Annotated in this window: 18 protein-coding genes; 12 read left to right on the top strand and 6 right to left on the bottom strand. The window is 69.3% G+C overall.

Annotated elements, in window-relative coordinates; genetic code table 11:
* Nucleotides 1-131 precede the first annotated feature (131 nt).
* From E4V01_RS11980 to E4V01_RS11965, 4 genes are read left to right on the top strand one after another with little or no spacing between them, the layout of a single operon-like run.
* On the top strand, nucleotides 132-1,760 hold the full coding sequence (locus tag E4V01_RS11980; protein ID WP_060771909.1) for a CTP synthase: 1,629 nt from the start codon (nucleotides 132-134) through the stop codon (nucleotides 1,758-1,760).
* Between the two features lie 17 nt (nucleotides 1,761-1,777).
* Nucleotides 1,778-2,176: a DUF350 domain-containing protein gene (locus E4V01_RS11975; protein WP_135298483.1), complete on the top strand. Its 399-nt coding sequence runs from the start codon at nucleotides 1,778-1,780 to the stop codon at nucleotides 2,174-2,176.
* A 4-nt stretch (nucleotides 2,177-2,180) separates the two neighbouring features.
* Nucleotides 2,181-2,813, top strand: coding sequence for a DUF1190 domain-containing protein (locus E4V01_RS11970; RefSeq protein ID WP_135298482.1), 633 nt, complete (start codon nucleotides 2,181-2,183; stop codon nucleotides 2,811-2,813).
* Nucleotides 2,813-3,976 carry a glutathionylspermidine synthase family protein gene (locus E4V01_RS11965; protein ID WP_135298481.1) on the top strand — a complete coding sequence of 388 codons (1,164 nt, stop codon included), beginning with the start codon at nucleotides 2,813-2,815 and terminating at the stop codon, nucleotides 3,974-3,976. Before E4V01_RS11970 ends, E4V01_RS11965 begins: the two co-directional genes overlap by 1 nt.
* A gap of 70 nt (nucleotides 3,977-4,046) precedes the next feature.
* On the opposite strand, the gene E4V01_RS11960 is transcribed toward E4V01_RS11965, so the two are convergent.
* Nucleotides 4,047-4,340 (bottom strand): hypothetical protein, encoded by a 294-nt coding sequence (locus tag E4V01_RS11960; RefSeq protein ID WP_135298480.1) that lies wholly within the window; start codon nucleotides 4,338-4,340, stop codon nucleotides 4,047-4,049.
* Nucleotides 4,341-4,501: 161 nt separating this feature from the next.
* On the opposite strand from E4V01_RS11960, the gene E4V01_RS11955 reads away from it, so the two are divergent.
* The 5 genes from E4V01_RS11955 to E4V01_RS11935 all read left to right on the top strand — a co-directional run bounded on the left by E4V01_RS11955 (nucleotide 4,502) and on the right by E4V01_RS11935 (nucleotide 8,870).
* Nucleotides 4,502-4,954, top strand: coding sequence for a DNA polymerase III subunit chi (locus tag E4V01_RS11955; protein WP_060771904.1), 453 nt, complete (start codon nucleotides 4,502-4,504; stop codon nucleotides 4,952-4,954).
* A gap of 59 nt (nucleotides 4,955-5,013) precedes the next feature.
* Entirely contained in the window at nucleotides 5,014-6,675 is a 1,662-nt protein-coding gene (locus E4V01_RS11950; protein ID WP_060771903.1) for a S10 family peptidase, read from the top strand.
* Nucleotides 6,672-7,043 carry a hypothetical protein gene (locus E4V01_RS11945; protein WP_135298479.1) on the top strand — a complete coding sequence of 124 codons (372 nt, stop codon included), beginning with the start codon at nucleotides 6,672-6,674 and terminating at the stop codon, nucleotides 7,041-7,043. Before E4V01_RS11950 ends, E4V01_RS11945 begins: the two co-directional genes overlap by 4 nt.
* A 69-nt stretch (nucleotides 7,044-7,112) precedes the next feature.
* Nucleotides 7,113-8,240 carry a carboxylate-amine ligase gene (locus E4V01_RS11940; protein WP_135298478.1) on the top strand — a complete coding sequence of 376 codons (1,128 nt, stop codon included), beginning with the start codon at nucleotides 7,113-7,115 and terminating at the stop codon, nucleotides 8,238-8,240.
* Nucleotides 8,241-8,324: 84 nt separating this feature from the next.
* Nucleotides 8,325-8,870: a DUF4142 domain-containing protein gene (locus E4V01_RS11935; protein WP_135298477.1), complete on the top strand. Its 546-nt coding sequence runs from the start codon at nucleotides 8,325-8,327 to the stop codon at nucleotides 8,868-8,870.
* 101 nt (nucleotides 8,871-8,971) lie between these two features.
* Here E4V01_RS11935 and E4V01_RS11930 read toward each other — a convergent pair whose 3' ends face one another.
* On the bottom strand, nucleotides 8,972-10,015 hold the full coding sequence (locus tag E4V01_RS11930; RefSeq protein WP_135298476.1) for a low specificity L-threonine aldolase: 1,044 nt from the start codon (nucleotides 10,013-10,015) through the stop codon (nucleotides 8,972-8,974).
* A 279-nt stretch (nucleotides 10,016-10,294) separates the two neighbouring features.
* On the opposite strand from E4V01_RS11930, the gene E4V01_RS11925 reads away from it, so the two are divergent.
* Complete coding sequence (locus E4V01_RS11925; RefSeq protein WP_060771899.1) at nucleotides 10,295-10,987, top strand: GntR family transcriptional regulator; 693 nt, start codon at nucleotides 10,295-10,297, stop codon at nucleotides 10,985-10,987.
* Nucleotides 10,988-11,003: 16 nt separating this feature from the next.
* On the opposite strand, the gene E4V01_RS11920 is transcribed toward E4V01_RS11925, so the two are convergent.
* Together E4V01_RS11920 and E4V01_RS11915 are read right to left on the bottom strand one after the other, a co-directional pair.
* Entirely contained in the window at nucleotides 11,004-11,828 is an 825-nt protein-coding gene (locus tag E4V01_RS11920) for an enoyl-CoA hydratase (protein ID WP_135298475.1), read from the bottom strand.
* Nucleotides 11,829-11,851: 23 nt separating this feature from the next.
* A complete protein-coding gene (locus E4V01_RS11915; RefSeq protein ID WP_135298474.1) occupies nucleotides 11,852-13,072 on the bottom strand; it encodes a CaiB/BaiF CoA-transferase family protein in 1,221 nt (406 codons plus the stop codon).
* 344 nt (nucleotides 13,073-13,416) lie between these two features.
* Here E4V01_RS11915 and E4V01_RS11910 point away from each other — a divergent pair, with 344 nt between their 5' ends.
* Both E4V01_RS11910 and E4V01_RS11905 read left to right on the top strand, forming a co-directional pair.
* On the top strand, nucleotides 13,417-13,884 hold the full coding sequence (locus E4V01_RS11910; RefSeq protein WP_135298473.1) for a hypothetical protein: 468 nt from the start codon (nucleotides 13,417-13,419) through the stop codon (nucleotides 13,882-13,884).
* Nucleotides 13,885-13,966: 82 nt separating this feature from the next.
* The gene (locus E4V01_RS11905; protein WP_135298472.1) at nucleotides 13,967-14,386 is read left to right on the top strand and encodes an FKBP-type peptidyl-prolyl cis-trans isomerase; all 420 of its coding nucleotides are present in this window, start codon (nucleotides 13,967-13,969) and stop codon (nucleotides 14,384-14,386) included.
* Nucleotides 14,387-14,439: 53 nt separating this feature from the next.
* Here the strand turns inward: E4V01_RS11905 and E4V01_RS11900 are convergent, their stop codons facing one another.
* Complete coding sequence (locus tag E4V01_RS11900; RefSeq protein WP_135298471.1) at nucleotides 14,440-15,453, bottom strand: adenosine kinase; 1,014 nt, start codon at nucleotides 15,451-15,453, stop codon at nucleotides 14,440-14,442.
* Nucleotides 15,454-15,529: 76 nt separating this feature from the next.
* On the bottom strand, nucleotides 15,530-16,096 hold the full coding sequence (locus tag E4V01_RS11895; RefSeq protein WP_135298470.1) for a Uma2 family endonuclease: 567 nt from the start codon (nucleotides 16,094-16,096) through the stop codon (nucleotides 15,530-15,532).
* Nucleotides 16,097-16,135: the final 39 nt, after the last annotated feature.

Raw genomic sequence — 16,135 nt, 5'->3', positions numbered from 1 at the left:
CAGGGACGTGAGAAACGAATTCCTCAACGGCATGAGGGGCCTCGCCCCGTGCCGCCTCCCGCGTGGCCGGCGGGGTGCGGCAATCGTTGCGGTTTGGCGAATCGCTTGAGCCCCTTTATGGACCAAAGCCCATGACGCGGTACGTCTTCATCACCGGCGGCGTGGTTTCCTCCCTCGGCAAGGGTCTCGCCTCGGCGGCGCTCGCCGCCCTTCTCCAGGCGCGCGGCTACCGGGTGCGCCTGCGCAAGCTCGACCCCTATCTCAACGTCGATCCGGGCACGATGAGCCCGACGCAGCACGGCGAGGTGTTCGTCACCGACGACGGCGCCGAGACCGACCTCGATCTGGGCCATTACGAGCGCTTCACCGGCCTGCCGGCCTCGCGGGCCGACAACGTCACCACGGGGCGGATCTACCTCGACATCATCACCAAGGAGCGGCGGGGCGACTATCTCGGCGCCACGATCCAGGTGATCCCGCACGTCACCAACGCCATCAAGGCGTTCGTCCTCGACGGCAACGACGACTACGACTTCGTGCTGGTCGAGATCGGCGGCACGGTCGGCGACATCGAGGGCCTGCCGTTCTTCGAGGCGATCCGCCAGATCGGCCAGGAGCGCCCGCGCGGCAGCGTCTGCTACCTGCACCTCACGCTGCTGCCCTACATCCCGTCCGCCGGCGAATTGAAGACCAAGCCGACGCAGCATTCCGTGAAGGAGCTGCGCTCCATCGGCATCCAGCCCGACATCCTCCTCTGCCGCTGCGACCGGCCGATCCCGCAAGACGAGCGGCGCAAGCTCGGCCTGTTCTGCAACGTGCGGGAGAGCGCCGTCATCGAGGCGCGCGACGTGGACACGATCTACGCCGTGCCGCTCTCCTACCGCGAGGCGGGACTCGACCGGGAGATCCTGGCGCATTTCCAGATGGAACCCGAGAGCCAGCCCAAGCTCGACCGCTGGCAGGACATCCTCGAGCGGGTGCGCAACCCCGAGGGCGAGGTCACCATCGCCATCGTCGGCAAGTACACGGGCCTGAAGGACGCCTACAAGTCGCTCACCGAGGCGCTGACCCACGGCGGCATCGCCAACAACGTGCGCGTCAACCTCGAATGGATCGAGGCTGAGGTGTTCGAGCGCGAGGACCCCGCCCCCTTCCTCGAAGGCCTGCACGGCATCCTCGTGCCCGGCGGCTTCGGCCAGCGCGGCGCCGAGGGCAAGATCCGCGCGGCCCGCTACGCGCGCGAGCGCAACATCCCGTATTTCGGCATCTGCTTCGGCATGCAGATGGCGGTGATCGAGGCCGCGCGCTCGCTCGCCGGGATCGAGGGCGCCAACTCAACCGAGTTCGGCGCGACCGAGGAGCCGGTGGTCGGCCTCCTCACCGAATGGATGCGCGGCAACGAGCTGGAGCGGCGCGCGGCCGAGAGCGATCTCGGCGGCACCATGCGGCTCGGCGCCTACAAGGCGACGCTCCACCCGGACACCAAGATCGCGCAGATGTACGGCGGCACCGAGATCTCGGAGCGGCACCGCCACCGCTACGAGGTCAACATGGCCTATCGCGCGTGCCTGGAAGCCAAGGGCCTGCGTTTCTCCGGAACCTCGCCGGACGGGCTCCTGCCCGAGACCGTCGAGCACGTGGGCCATCCGTGGTTCATCGGCGTGCAGTTCCACCCGGAGCTGAAGTCGCGCCCGTTCGAGCCGCACCCCCTGTTCAAGGGGTTCATCGCCGCCGCGATCGAGCAGAGCCGCCTGGTCTGACCTGAGGGGAACGCCGGTTGACGACGATCTCGGGCCTTCCGGCCTTTCTCGCCTACTTCGCCGTCTCCCTCGGCCTCACCGCCCTCTACCTCGTGACCTACCTCACCGCGACGGCGCACCGGGAGATCGCCCTGGTGCGCGAGGGCAACCTCGCGGCCGCGCTGGCCCTCGGAGGAAGCCTGCTCGGCTACTCGATCCCGCTCTCGGCGGCGGTGCGTTACGCCGGCTCGCTCCTCGACTGCATCGTCTGGGGGCTCGTCGCCCTCGTGGTGCAGGTCGCGATCTACTGGCTGATGCGGCCGCTGCTGCCGAACCTGTCGCGGCGGATCGACGAGGGCGAGACCGCGCCCGCTGTCCTGCTCGGGGCCGCGTCCCTGGCGGGCGGCCTCGTGAACGCCGCCTCCATGAGCTACTGACCCCGTGGCGGACGACCGCGAGAACCGGGCAGAATTCGGCCGCCGCAGGCCGACCGACCCTGCTCCCGCCGTCACACCACGCGACAGGGGCGCAAGCAAACGCTCGCAGACCGTCTCGACGGTGCTGGTCGCGAGCGCCGGCCTCGCCGCTCTCGGCCTTGCCTCTCTCGAGCGGACCGTGCCGTCGAAGGACGTCCTGGTCTACGCGGACGTGGCCGCCTGCGCCGCCGACGGCATCCGCCCGGCCGACGAGTGCCGCAGCGACTATGCCACCGCCCGCGCGGCCTATCCCTCGACCGCGCCACGTTACGGCTCTCCGGCGGAGTGCGAGGAGCACCACGGCTCGTCGCACTGCCTGCCGGACCCGGATGCGCCGCCGCACTTCGTCCCCCGTATGGCGGGCTTCCTCCTCGGTCGCCGGGCGTCGGATTGGGTGACACCCGAACCGGTCTACGAGCACCGCGAGGGTCACGGCGGTCATCATGGAAGTTACTGCACCGGCTCAGGCGGCAAGGTCTTCACCGGAAGCGGAGGCCACGCCTCCTCGGCGACGCTCAAGCCCGCCGCTACGCAGGCGACGAAGTTCGGCGGCTTCGGCAGCAGCGGGCGCAGCGTCTCCTCCTTCGGCGGAACCTGATGCGCCGCATCGCCTGCGGAGAGCGGCCCGGCTGGCGGGAGATCGCGGGGGACGCGGGCTTTGCCTTCCACACCATCGACGGCGAACCCTACTGGGACGAGACCCACGCCTACGCCTTCACGCTGGCCGAGACCGAAGACGACATCGAAGGACCGAGCGCCGAGCTGCACGCGCTCTGCCTCGACTTCGCGGCCGAGGCGGTGGCGGACGAGCGCATCCTCGCCTCGCTCGCAATCCCCGAACCGGTCTGGGACACGGTGCGGGCGAGTTGGCGCCGGGGCGATCCGAGTCTCTATGGACGCCTCGACTTCTCCTACGGTGGGACCGGGCCGGCCAAGCTCCTCGAATACAACGCCGACACGCCGACCGCCCTCTACGAGACCGCCGTGTTCCAGTGGCTCTGGCTCGAACAAGGGCTGACGGAAGGGCGCCTGCCCGCGGGCAGCGACCAGTTCAACGCACTGCACGAGCGGCTGATCGCGCGCCTGTCCGAGATCGCGCCGCCCGGCCTCATCGCCTTCGCCGCCGACACGAGCGGCCCGGAGGACCTGGGCACCGCCGGCTACCTTCAGGATTGCGCGGTCCAGGCCGGCTGCACCACGATCTTGCTCGACCTCGCGCAGATCGGCCTGCGCGCGGACGGCGCCTTCTGCGGACCGGACGAGCGACCCTTCGCGGCCCTGTTCAAGCTCTACCCCTGGGAATGGGCGTTCCGGGACGCGTTCGGCTCGGCGGTCGCGGCCTCGCCGACGCGGTTCCTCGAGCCGCCGTGGAAGATGGTGCTCTCCAACAAGGGTCTGCTCGCCCATCTCTGGGCCCGCGAGCCCGGCCACCCGAACCTGCTGCCGGCCTTCTTCGAGGCCGATCCCGCCTGTGCGAGCCTGGGCGGCGCCTATGTGCGCAAGCCGCTGCTCTCGCGGGAGGGCGCCAATGTCGAGATCTTTTCCGATGGGGCCCGCATCGCCGGGGCGGACGGGCCTTACGGTGCGGACGGCTTCATCCGCCAGGGTCTGGCCGAGCTGCCGTGCTTCGAGGGCCGCCGCCCGCTCCTCGGCGCCTGGATCGTCGGGGATGCGCCGGCCGGTCTCTGCATCCGCGAATCCGACGGCCCGATCACCGGCGACGGCGCGCTGTTCGTGCCGCACCTGATCGAACCGGGCTGACGCCGGGCCAGAAAAAGGGGCCGGATCGGCTCCGGCCCCTCGCTTGCGCTTTCGTGAGCGGCAACTCTCGTTAGCGACCCGCGGCGCTGTTGCCGCCGCCGGCGCTGCCCGCGCCACCGCCCATGGTGCCGCCCGGCGCGTTGCCGGTCGCGGCGCCGGGGGCCATGGTGCCGGTCGAGCCGGTGGTGGCACCTGCGGGGCTGCCGTTCGTCGGCCGCATGCTGTTGCCGGAGTTGTTCCGCACCGGGCTGGCGCTGTCCGTGGTGCCGCCGGTGCCGCCCTTGCCGGTGCTCGACTGGGCGAAGGCCGCCCCGGAGACGGCGAGGGTCAGCGCGGCAGCGAGCGCGAGCATCTTGGTCGGCATGGCTCTGTCCTTCCCTGATATCGTGTGTGAACAGCGAACCCGCCGCCGACGGCATGGTTCAGCGCGAATTTCCTCAGCCGTCGCGCCATCCGTGGGGCCGGCGGCCGCGACGCCACGTCCGCACTGCCTTAGGAGCGCCGGACCCTATATGGTGCGATGCCGTGACCGAGATCCTGTTCTACCACCTCCAGCGCCAGCCCCTCGAAAAGGTGCTGCCCAGCCTCGTCGAGAAGTCGCTGGAGCGCGGCTGGCAGGCGGCCATCCAGGCGGTGAGCGAGGAGCGGCTTCAGGCGCTCGACGACGGCCTCTGGACCTATACCGACGAGAGCTTCCTGCCCCACGGCACGGACCGTGATCAGGACGCGGCGAGCCAGCCCGTGGTGCTGACCCTGCGCGAGACCAACCCCAACGGTGCCTCGATCCGCTTCCTCGTGGAGGGCGCGGAACTGCCGGAGGATGCGGAGAGCTACCAGCGGATCTGCATCCTGTTCGACGGCACCGACACCGACGCGCTGCTCCACGCCCGCGAGCAATGGCGCGGCGCCAAGGCCGCCGGCCACGCCATCGCCTACTGGCAGCAGGACGAGGGCGGGCGCTGGACCAAGAAGGCATGAGACCCGCGCCCCGTCCGACGGCGGGGCGCGACCAACCGGCCGAGGATCGCGAGAGACCGATGACGCAAGCCTTCTCCCTCTCCCCCCGTGCCGGAACGGCCCGGCTCTGCCTTGCCGGCTTCCTCTCCCTCGCCGTGGGATTGGGGCCGGTGCCGGTGCTCGCCCAGCACGGCCCGGCGCAGGGCGAGGGCCCCGGCCAAGCACAGGGGAAGGCACCGGGGCAGGCACCGTCGCGCAAGGCGCCCGAAGGCCGCCGCCTGCCGCCGGACGCGACCACCGAGCACAGCATCGACGGTCCGAACGGCCGTGCGCTCGCCTTCACCGCCACCGCCGGCAGCCTCGCTCTCGTGGACGAGGAGGGCAAGCTTCAGTCCGAGATCGCTTTCATCGCATACACCAAGGCGGGCAAGCCGGAGGAGACCGCCTCCCGGCCGATCACCTTCGGCGTCAATGGCGGGCCGGGCGCGGCCTCGGCCTATCTCAACATCGGTGCGATCGGCCCCTGGCGGCTGCCGACCGACGGCCCCTCGATCAGCCCGTCGCAGACGATCGCGCTTCAGCCGAACCCGGCGACCTGGCTCGACTTCACCGATCTCGTCTTCATCGATCCCGTCGGCACCGGCTACAGCCGCGCGGCGGACGGCGACGGCAAGAAGTACTGGAGCGTCGATGCGGATGCCTCGGTGCTGGCCGCTTCCATCGCCCGCTATCTGCGCCAGAACGACCGTCTCGCTTCGCCGAAATTCTTCGTCGGCGAGAGCTATGGCGGTTTCCGCGGACCGCTGATTGCGCAGAAGCTGCAGCAGGATGTCGGCGTCGGCCTCTCGGGCCTCGTGCTGCTCTCCCCCGTGCTCGACTTCGCGTGGCTGCAGCCGCCCCGCACGACGCCGTGGGGCTTCGTGACCAAACTCCCGTCGTTTGCCGCCGCGGCGCTGGAGCGCGCGGGCACGACGCCCAGCCGCGAACTCATGAAGGAGGCCGAGACCTACGCGTCCGGTGCCTATCTCACCGATCTCCTGAAAGGCCCGTCCGACCGGGAGGCGGTGGCGCGGCTCGCCGAGAAGGTTTCGGCGCTGACCGGCCTCGATCCGGAGACCGCACGGCGTCAGGCCGGGCGGCTCACCGCCCACAGCTACCAGCGCGAGATCGGGCGGGACGCCGGCCGCGTCGCCTCGGCCTACGACACCGGCGTGACCGGCTGGGACCCGGACCCGACCGCGCCGCAATCGAACTTCGAGGATCCGGTGCTCGACGCGCTGCAGGCGCCGCTCACCACCGCCATGGTGCAGCTCTATCAGGGCCGCTTGAACTGGCGCGTCGAGAACATGCGCTACGAGTTGCTCAACGGCGCGGTCAACCGTGGCTGGAGCTGGGGCTCGGGCCGCTCGGCGCCGGAAGCCATGGGGGCCCTGAAGGACGCGCTGGCGCTCGACGGGCGGATGCGGGTGCTCGTCGCCCACGGCTTCACAGACCTCGTGACGCCCTACTTCACCTCGAAGATGCTGCTGGACCAGATGCCGGTCTACGGCTCGCCCGACCGCCTCAAGCTCTCGGTTTATCCCGGCGGCCACATGTTCTACACGCGGCCGGATTCGCGCAACGCCTTCCACGACGACGCCGCCGACCTGTTCGCCCGAGCGCTGGAGACCCGCTCCGACGGGAGCGCGAAGGGCGGAGGCGCGTCGGGCGCGACCATGCCGGAGAAGAGACCGACGCCTTGAGGATTCTTTTGGGAGTTTTGCCCGCCGTTTTTCTGGCGGGCTGCAACACCGCCGAGCGCCGCGAACCGATCCCGCCGCCGCCGTCCCCGAGCGCGGTGCTGCCCGCCCTCCCGGCGTCGCCGGCAGCCGCGCTCGGCCCCGTGCTCGATGGCAACGGCGCCTGCACCGGCCCGGCGCCGGGCACGGCCGCCGCCATCGAAACCGGAATCGGCGAATGCGACCTCGTGCGGCTCAAGGGGCGCCCGCCCACCGACGTGCTGGTCGGCGAAGGCCGCTCCGGTCGTGAGGTGCAGGTGCTCTACACCGAGCCCGGCGCCAAGGAGCTGTATTTCTTCGTGAACAACCGCCTCGATCGGATCGTTCGTTAACGCACGAACCAATTGGGCCCTCGCTTGCTTCCATCCGGACCGGGTCGGGCCCGGAAGGTGGGACGAGCGATGGCACACGCGTACCGGTTCGGGATCGAGGAAGAGCTGTTCCTGGCCAGCAGCCGGACCCGGGCGGCGCCCAGCGAGTCGGTCTCGGCCTTCCACAAGGCGGCGCGGAGCCGGCTGGAGGGCGTCGAGCGCGAGATGCTGGAGAGCCAGGCCGAAATCTGCTCCAAACCCTCGGCGAGCTTTGCCGAGACCCACGAGGCCCTGGCCAAGCTCCGCACCGGCCTGTGCGGCATCGGCCGCGAGCACGGCCTGAAGGTCTTCGCCGCCGGCACCCACCCGACGGCGATCTGGACCGACCAGCGCGAGACCGCCAAGGTCCGCTACCGCAAGATGATCGAGACGCTGCAGATGGTGGGCCGGCGCTCCATCGTCAGCGGCCTGCACGTCCATGTCGAGGTGCCCGAGCCCGACCGGCGCATCGACTTGATCAACCGGCTGATGCCGTTCCTGCCGGTGCTGCTCGCGCTCTCCACCTCCTCGCCCTTCTACGAGCGCCACCGCACCGGGCTCGCCGGCTATCGCCTGCGGGCCTATGCCGAACTGCCGCGCACCGGCCTGCCGGAACTGTTCGACGGGGCCGACGATTTCGAGCGCTACGTGCGGGTGATGACGCGGGCGGGCGCGGTGGAGGACGCGACCTATTTCTGGTGGCACATCCGCCCGTCGATCCGCTACCCGACGCTCGAATTGCGGGTCGCCGACAGTTGCACCCGGCTCAAGGACACGCTGGCCATCGCCGCGCTCTACCGATGCCTCGTGCGGCTCTGCGTGCGCCGGCCGGAACTGAACGCCCGGCCGACGGGCGCCTCGCGCGGCTTCGTCATGGAGAACCTGTGGCGGGCGCAGCGCGACGGCGTTCACGCCGCCCTGATCGATGAGGCGGCGGAGGAGGCGGTGCCGGTGGGCCGCCTCGTCGAGCGCCTGCTCGACCTCGTGGCGGAGGATGCCGCGGCCTTGGGCTGCAACGCCCAGGTCGCGCACGCCCTCACCATCACCGAATGCGGCTCCAGCGCGGACGGGCAGATCCGGGCCTACGAGGCATCGCTCGCCGCGGGCGGCAGCGAGCGCAAGGCGCTGTCCGCTGTCATCGACTGGCTCGCCCGCGAGACCGCCAACTGCGAGGCGTGACGGCGCCCCTCCGGCTCCGCCAGGAACATCGAACGCCCGCTCCGGTTGCTCCGACAGGTCCGATTTTGTCCGAGGAGTATCTCCATGAGAACGACACTCACCGCCGCCGCCTGCCTACTCCTGCTGGGCGCGGCGGGGATGCCGGCCCATGCGCAATCGGTCGGCGAGAAGACCGGCGTGAACTCGCTGATCGGCGTCGCCCCCACGGCTCAGGACTTCGTCACCCAAGCCGTCATCAGCGACATGTTCGAGGATCAGTCGAGCAAGCTCGCTTTGGAGAAGGCCGATGAGAAGACCAAATCCTTCGCCAAGAAAATGATCGAGGACCATAAGAAGACCTCGGACGAGCTGAAATCCGTCGTCCAGACCGGCGACATGAAGCTCAACCTTCCGACCGCCCTGGATTCGAGCCACCAGAGCAAGCTCGACAAGCTCAAGAGCCTGAGCGGCGGCGACTTCACGAAGCAGTATCACGACGATCAGGTGACGGCGCACAAGAACGCCACCGACCTCTACAAGCGCTACGCCGAGGGCGGCGACAACGCGGCCCTCAAGGCCTTCGCCATCAAGACGAAGCCGCATCTCGACGAGCACCTGAAGATGGCTCAGGACCTCGACAACAAGAAGTAGTTTTTTGCGCTTTCGGGCGGTGCTCTTCGGTGAGCGCCGCCCGGCCGGCGGCACTTCAGGGTGAGGGGTCGGGATGACAACAGGCACTCGGCCGCCGACCATCAAACCCTTTGCATGAACGCCGCGGCCTTCGCGCGGATCACGTCGGCCGCCCGGTCGATGCCCGCGCGATCCACGTCGAGATTGGCGGTTGCACGAATCTGATGGGCTCCGATCGCCCGCACCCGCACCCCGTCCTCCAGACAGGCGCTCGCGAAGGTCGAGGCGGTGATGCCCAGGGCCTCCACCGTGAAGCACAGGATGTTCGACTGCCCCGCCGTCGGGTCGAAGGCGAGACCCGGCACGTCGGCGATCGCCCGGTGCAGCCGGCCGGCATTGGCGTTGTCCTCGGCAAGCTGGGTCATGTGGTGGTCGAGGGCGTAGAGCCCCGCCGCCGCCAGCACGCCCGACTGGCGCATCGCGCCGCCGAGCCGGTACTTCCACTGCCACGCTTGGTCGATGAAATCCCGCGTGCCGGACAGGACCGCCCCGACCGGGCAACCGAGACCCTTGCTGAGATCGATCCAGACACTGTCGAAGCCGGCCGCATACTCCGCCGCCGAGAGGCCGCTGGCGACCACCGCGTTGAGCAGGCGCGCCCCGTCGATATGCGCCTTGAGGCCGCGCGCCTGGGCGTAGTCGCGGATCAGGCGCATCGCGGCGATATCCCAGACCGTCCCGCCGGAAAAGCTCGTGGTCTGCTCGATCGAGACCAGCCGTGAGCGCGGCGCCGTGCGCTGCGGAACCCGGATCGCCGCCTCGACCTGGGCCAGGGTGAACAGCCCGACCCGCGTCGGCAGCGCCTTCACCGAGACGCCGCCGATCGCGGCGGAGCCGGCGGCCTCGGTGTTGTAGATGTGGGACTGGTCGTCGACGATGATCTCGTCGCCTGGTCGGCAATGCACCAGGATCGAGGCGAGGTTGCACATCGTGCCCGACGGCATGAACACGGCCGCGTCCTGACCGAGCATCTCCGCCACACGTTCGCACAGCGCATTGGTGGTCGGATCGGAGTTCGACTGCTCGTCGCCGACCTCGGCCCGTGCCATCGCGTCGCGCATGCCCGGCGTCGGGCGCGTCTGGGTGTCGCTGAACAGATCGATCATGGCGCATCCCTTCCTTGCGAGCCCCGTCCGCTCGGTCTCGCCGCCACGCTCTGTTGCAAGGGGCTCCCGCGGCGCCCCTGAATGCATGAAAAATTCAATTTCCCGCAAGCCGTCCCGCGTGACGTCGCGATGGTCGCCTTTCGCAAACTCGGAACTCTCCGTCCGGAACTTTCGGTGTGGCTCACGAAGCTGGGAACGGCCACGTATCTCGACAGGCGGTAGCCGCAAGTCTAGAAATTGCGACGCGTAGTTTCGCATTTAAAATTCTTTGAGAGCTCGATGAATAGAATTGAGCCCAGTATCGGGATCAGCCGTCGCTACCTTCACGACGAGGTGGCGGACCGGATGCGTGAATTGATCAACGAAGGCGAACTCGAGCCGCGTGCGCGCGTCAACGAGAGCGAGTTGACCGAACGGTTCGGAATTTCGCGCACGCCGTTGCGCGAGGCGATCAAGATTCTGGCGACCGAAGGACTTCTGGAGCTGCTGCCTAATCGCGGCGCCCGGGTCGCCAGCATTTCACCCGACGAGTTGGAAGAGATGATCGAGGTCATTGCCGGGCTCGAAGCGACCGCCTGCGACCTCGCCTGCCGGACGATCACCGACGCGGAACTGGCGGAGATCGAGGCGAAGCATCAGGCGATGATGGCGGCGTGGCAGGCGCGCGACGAGGCGAGCTACTTCCGTCTGAATCGTGAGATCCACGAAGCGATCATGCTCGCGAGCCGCAACACCAAGTTGCGCAGCCTGTATCTGGGTCTCACCGGCCGGATTCAACGCTCCCGCTACAGTGCCCACCAGACCGAGGCGCAGTGGGCCCAGGCGGTCGAGGAGCACGAGCGCATGATCCCGCTGCTCCGCGCCCGTCAGGGCGAGGAACTTGCCGGGCTGATGCGTCGGCATATCCGCTCCAAGAAGCCGGTGATTGCGGCGATCTACGGCGAAGAAGGGACGGAGGCGCCGCCCCGCTGAAGCGGACGCCGCAGGCTCAACGCCCTTTGAAGTTCGGCGGGCGCTTGCCCAGAAAGGCTTCCATGCCCTCTCGGAAGTCCTCGCTCATATAGGTCATCACGATCAGGTCGTCGCCGGGCCGCTCGCCCTCGGCAGCCTCCGCCGCGCCCTCCTCGCCGATGCGGCGCAGGCCTTCCTTGGTGGCCTGGAGAGTGAGTGGCGCGTGGCTCGCGAGCAGGGTGGCCAGCGCATCCGCTCGGGCCGCGACGGCCGCGGCATCCTCGACCACCTCGTTGACGAGGCCGATCGCCAGCGCCTCCTGCGCCTCGACGAGCCGGGCGGTGAACAGGATGTCCTTCACGCGCGGCGCGCCGATGAGATTCGCCAGCCGTCTCAGGGTGTTCTGCGAGAGGCAATTGCCGAGCGTGCGGGCGATGGGGATGCCGAAGCGGGCGTCGCGACTGGCGATGCGCATGTCGCAGGCCGCAGCGATGGCCGCGCCGCCGCCGGTGCAGGCTCCCGCGATCGCCGCGATGGTCGGCACCCGCAGGCGTTCCAGGCCGCCGAGCACCCGATCCATGAAGCGCTCGTAGCCGAGGGCGTCTTCCGGTTTGCTGAAGCTGCGGAACTGGGCGATGTCGGTGCCCGCCGCGAACGCCTTGTCCCCGGCGCCGGTGATGATCACCGCCTTGGTCGCGTGGTCCGCCTCGATCCGCTCGCACAGCTCCACCAGCCCGCGATACATCGCGAAGGTCAGCGCGTTGCGCGCCTTCGGCCGGTTGAGGGTGATGCGGGCGATGCCCGCCGCATCCACCGCGAAGAGCAGTTCGTCGGTCGAAGCGGTCTCGGCGTCAGCGTTCATGGAGCGGCTCCTCGTCAAGCATCTCAGGCCGTCGTCTCGCGCACGATGCCCCGGGCGATCAGATCGTCGATCGCCGCCCCGTCATAGCCGGCTTGGGCGAGGATGGCGCGGCTGTGTTCGCCCAGCAGCGGCGCGGGGCCGTGCACCCGCCCCGGCGTCGCCGAGAATTTGACCGGCAGGCCGAGCGTGCTCATCCGCCCGGCGCGGGCGTGCTCGACCTCGACCACCATCTCGCGGGCGCGGGCCTGCGGGTCGGCCTGCATCGCGAGTACGTCGAGCACGGGTCCGGCCGGCACGCCACCGGCCTCCAGACGCGCGAGCCAATCGGCGGAGGGCGCGGTGCGGAAATGCGGGGCCAGCATCTGGGCCAGCGCCGCACGGTTCGCCATGCGGTCGCGGTTGGCCGAGAAGCGCGAATCGGCGGCGAGATCTTCGGCCCCGAGCACCGCGAGCAGGCGCAGCCAGTTGGTCTGGTTGGCCGCGCCGATGGTGATCCAGCCATCTGCCGTCTCGAACGCCTCGTAGGGCGCGTTCAGCGGATGGGCCGAACCCATCGGCCCCGGTGCGACGCCGGTCGCCATGGCGATGGCCGATTGCCAGTAGGTCAGGGTGATGCCGGCCTCGAACAGCGAGGTATCGACGACCTGACCCTGGCCGGTCTTCAGCTTGTGGACATGGGCGGCCAGCACACCCATCGCCGCCAGGATGCCGGCGGTGATATCGGTCACCGGCGGGCCGCACTTCATCGGCGGCCGGCCCGGCCCCTCGCCGGTGATGCTCATCAGGCCGCTCATGCCCTGTGCCACGAGATCGAAGCCCGCGCGCTCGGCATAGGGCCCGGAACGGCCGAAGCCCGAGAGCGAGCAGTAGACCAGGCCCGGAAACTCTTGGGCGAGAACGTCGTAGCCGAGGCCGAGGCGCTCCATCGTGCCGGCGCGGTAATTCTCGATCAGCACATCCGCATCTTCGAGCAGACGCCGCAACACCGCCTTGCCGTCCGCGCTCTTGAGGTCGAGGGCGATCCCGCGCTTGCCGCGGTTCATCATCATGTAGGCGGCGCTCTCACCCTCGATCGCGGGCGGCACCGAGCGGCGGGTGTCGTCGCCACCCTCGATCTTCTCGACCTTGATGACCTCGGCGCCCATGTCGCCGAGCATCAGCCCGCAGACCGGTCCGGCCATGATGTGGGCGAGTTCGATGACCTTCACGCCGGCCAGAGGACCGGACTTCGCGGCGTCCATCATCGGCCCCGCCTCAGTCGTGCCGCCGCCCGGTCGGGCCACACGCAAAAGGTGAATCGAACGCTTGCCGACAGCCCATCACATCAATCCTCCCTTGGAATGCCAGCGGCCCCTCTCTTGCGGCGATGGAACCGTGCGAGGGGCCGGCGATCATCCGTATTTTGTATCGATTTTACGGACTCGATCACCGCAGACGCAATCAGTTTTGAATGCGATCGGCAGGATGCAAGCAAGACGGTGAGCGCGTTCGACGCCCGCGATGGAACGCGCGGGCCGGCTCTCGGTTGTCGGCGAAAGCGTGGCCGTCGGAGCGTCTCCCTGGCCGGCCTTGTGGAGCGGAGGGATCGATGCGCGGGTTGAGCACGGCACTGGGACTTGCGGCGGCCCTCGCCGTGACGGCAGCGAGCATCGCTCCGGCGGAGGCGTCCTGCGCCCGCCGCATCATCAACAAATCCGGCTACATCGCCCTCGTCAGCCGCGACGGCGGCCCCTGGGTCGCGGTGCGGCCGAACCGCTCGCAGACGATCCAGTATTATCACTCCGGCCGCATCGACGTGGCGTTGACCTGTGGCCCGGGCGCCCTGCCGGAGCAGGCCGCCTACCGGGCGAGCTACGACACGGTGGCGATCATCGACCGCTGCTATATCCGCTTCGGCGACGGCTTCTTCGAGGAGCAGCTCGGCGGCGGCTTCATCGGCCGGAAGGATACGGGGCCGCTCGCCCTCAACAATCCGCGCCAGGGGGATCTGGTGGTCGGTCCGCAGGCCGGCGCCTGCCCAGCGACGGAGCGCGAGGCCATCCGGGCCCGCTATTAGCCTTCCCGCTATTAGCCTTGCGGCCGGGCGCGTGTTAACCCGCGCGCCCCGTCGTCAGCGACGACGCGCCGAGACGAGATTCATGCGCTCGATCTTTCCCATAGCCGGAGCCATCGCCCTCGCCATGACCAGTGCCGCTTCCGCCCAGCCCGTCACGCTGCCCTCGGGCCTCAGCTACACCGACGAAGTGGTCGGCACCGGCCCCGAGCCGAAGACCGGCCAGCAGGTCACCGTCCACTATACCGGCTGGCTCGACGAGGGCGGCGGCAAGCGGGGCAAGAAGTTCGATTCGTCGCGTGATCGCGGCCAGCCCTTCTCGTTCACCATCGGCGCAGGCCAGGTGATCCGCGGCTGGGACGAGGGCGTCGCCACGATGAAGGCCGGCGGCCGCCGCATCCTGACGATCCCGCCGGATCTCGGCTACGGCGCCCGCGGCGCCGGCGGCGTGATCCCGCCGAACGCCACGCTCATCTTCGACGTCGAGTTGATCGGCTCGCGCTGATCGCGAAACGCGTCCGGCGCCCCCGAGGGCGCCGGATCCCGCAGGCAACAGCCTCAGATGAGCTTGTGCTCCCGCGCCAGCGCCAGCAGATCGCGCTGCGGCCGGGCGCCGATATGCTCGATGACCTCGGCCGCCGCGAGCGCACCGAGACGGGCCGACGACACGTAGTCGATGCCGCGGGTGTAGCCGGCCAGGAAGCCCGCCGCGAACAGGTCACCGGCCCCGGTGGTGTCGATCACCTCGCGCACCGGGAAGGCATCCACCGCCCGCACCTCGCCGCCGCGCACCACCAGCGCGCCCTTGGCCGAGCGGGTGACGAGGCCGAGCAGGTGCGTGCCCTGCCCGCCGCGCTCCTCGCGCAGGGCCGCGACGGCGGCGTCCGGATCGTCGGTCTGGTAGAGGCTCTGCAGCTCGCCGATATTGGCGAACAGGATGTCGATGCTGCCGTTGCGGATCAGATCGAGGAATTCCTCGCGGTAGCGGCCGACGCAGAACGCATCCGACAGGGTCAGCGCCACGGCGTTACCGGCCGAATGGGCGACCTTCACCGCCTTGCGGAACGCGTCCTTGGCGGCCGGCGGATCCCACAGATAGCCTTCGAGATAGGTGACGCGGGCCGAGCGCACGATCGCCTCGTCCACGTCGTCGGGGGAGAGGCCCTGGCAGGCGCCGAGATAGGTATTCATGGTGCGCTCGCCGTCGGGCGTCACCAGGATGAAGCAGCGGGCGGTGGTCGGCCCTTCCGTCGCCGGCGGCACGTCGAAGCGCACGCCCGTCGCCTTCAGATCGTGGCTGAACAGCCGGCCGAGTTCGTCCTCGTGCACCTTTCCGACGAAGCCGGCCTTGGTCCCGAGCAAGGCCGCGCCGACGGCGGTGTTGGCGCCCGAGCCGCCGGAGACGACGGTCGCCGGACCCATCACCTCGAAGAGGCTCTCGGCCCGCGGCTCGTCGACGAGCTGCATCGCGCCCTTCGTGACGCCCTGCTTGACGAGGAAATCCTCCTCGGCATGGGCGATGAGATCGACGATGGCGTTGCCGAGGACGAGGAGGTCGAGGGATTGGGACATCGGGCCGTCCGGTCTCGCGTGACAGATGGGCCGGGCCTGTCGCACCCCGCTCGGCAAGCGTCAAGCAAAGGCCGTCTCAAGGCTCCGCGAACAGGCTCGCCACGGCGAGCCTGAGGCCGGGCGGATCGAGCACGAGATCGCCCGAAGCGGCGATGCGCGTCTCGATCAGGTCGCCGGTGCTGCGGCGGTGGTGGATCACCGTGCGCCGCTCGGTGTCGAGGATGAGGTAGTGGCACAGGCTCGGCAGGCGGAAGTAGCCCATGAGCTTTGTGCCGGTGTCAACGTGCCGCGTGCTCGGTGAGAGGACTTCGACGATGATCAGCGGATCGCTGGTTTCTACGGCGTTGTCTGCCAGGCGGTCACCGCAATGCACGAGGGCGTCCGGCTCGAAGGATGTGTCGGCATCGACGCGAACGGTCATTCCATCAGGAAACATCTCGCAGGGCAGACCGGCGGTCTCGATCGCCCGGTCGAGCGCACGATGCACTCGATACTTCACGCGGGCATGGACCGCCCGCTGAGGCGACATGGCAAACACCTCGCCAACGACGAGTTCGTACCGTCCCGGCTGGCCCTCGGCCCAGGCCAGGAACTCATCGACATTCATGCGGGCTGTCGGCCCGGTCTTGGGCTGCACGCTCATAGGACTGAGCCTATCACCATTGTCCGAGCCCGCGAAGGC

Origin of the sequence: Methylorubrum sp. Q1 (assembly GCF_004683995.1) — a bacterium.
In the GTDB taxonomy this organism is placed as follows: domain Bacteria; phylum Pseudomonadota; class Alphaproteobacteria; order Rhizobiales; family Beijerinckiaceae; genus Methylobacterium.
This window is presented reverse-complemented; position numbering and strand designations above follow the sequence as displayed.

What these genes read in the sequence shown, in the direction of transcription:
- E4V01_RS11980 (WP_060771909.1), top strand. Translation starts at nt 132, where the DNA reads ATGACGCGGTACGTCTTCATCACCGGCGGCGTGGTTTCCTCCCTCGGC.
- E4V01_RS11965 (WP_135298481.1), top strand. Translation starts at nt 2,813, where the DNA reads ATGCGCCGCATCGCCTGCGGAGAGCGGCCCGGCTGGCGGGAGATCGCG.
- E4V01_RS11960 (WP_135298480.1), bottom strand. Translation starts at nt 4,340, where the DNA reads ATGCCGACCAAGATGCTCGCGCTCGCTGCCGCGCTGACCCTCGCCGTC.
- E4V01_RS11950 (WP_060771903.1), top strand. Translation starts at nt 5,014, where the DNA reads ATGACGCAAGCCTTCTCCCTCTCCCCCCGTGCCGGAACGGCCCGGCTC.
- E4V01_RS11940 (WP_135298478.1), top strand. Translation starts at nt 7,113, where the DNA reads ATGGCACACGCGTACCGGTTCGGGATCGAGGAAGAGCTGTTCCTGGCC.
- E4V01_RS11935 (WP_135298477.1), top strand. Translation starts at nt 8,325, where the DNA reads ATGAGAACGACACTCACCGCCGCCGCCTGCCTACTCCTGCTGGGCGCG.
- E4V01_RS11930 (WP_135298476.1), bottom strand. Translation starts at nt 10,015, where the DNA reads ATGATCGATCTGTTCAGCGACACCCAGACGCGCCCGACGCCGGGCATG.
- E4V01_RS11925 (WP_060771899.1), top strand. Translation starts at nt 10,295, where the DNA reads ATGAATAGAATTGAGCCCAGTATCGGGATCAGCCGTCGCTACCTTCAC.
- E4V01_RS11920 (WP_135298475.1), bottom strand. Translation starts at nt 11,828, where the DNA reads ATGAACGCTGACGCCGAGACCGCTTCGACCGACGAACTGCTCTTCGCG.
- E4V01_RS11915 (WP_135298474.1), bottom strand. Translation starts at nt 13,072, where the DNA reads ATGATGGACGCCGCGAAGTCCGGTCCTCTGGCCGGCGTGAAGGTCATC.
- E4V01_RS11910 (WP_135298473.1), top strand. Translation starts at nt 13,417, where the DNA reads ATGCGCGGGTTGAGCACGGCACTGGGACTTGCGGCGGCCCTCGCCGTG.
- E4V01_RS11905 (WP_135298472.1), top strand. Translation starts at nt 13,967, where the DNA reads ATGCGCTCGATCTTTCCCATAGCCGGAGCCATCGCCCTCGCCATGACC.
- E4V01_RS11900 (WP_135298471.1), bottom strand. Translation starts at nt 15,453, where the DNA reads ATGTCCCAATCCCTCGACCTCCTCGTCCTCGGCAACGCCATCGTCGAT.
- E4V01_RS11895 (WP_135298470.1), bottom strand. Translation starts at nt 16,096, where the DNA reads ATGAGCGTGCAGCCCAAGACCGGGCCGACAGCCCGCATGAATGTCGAT.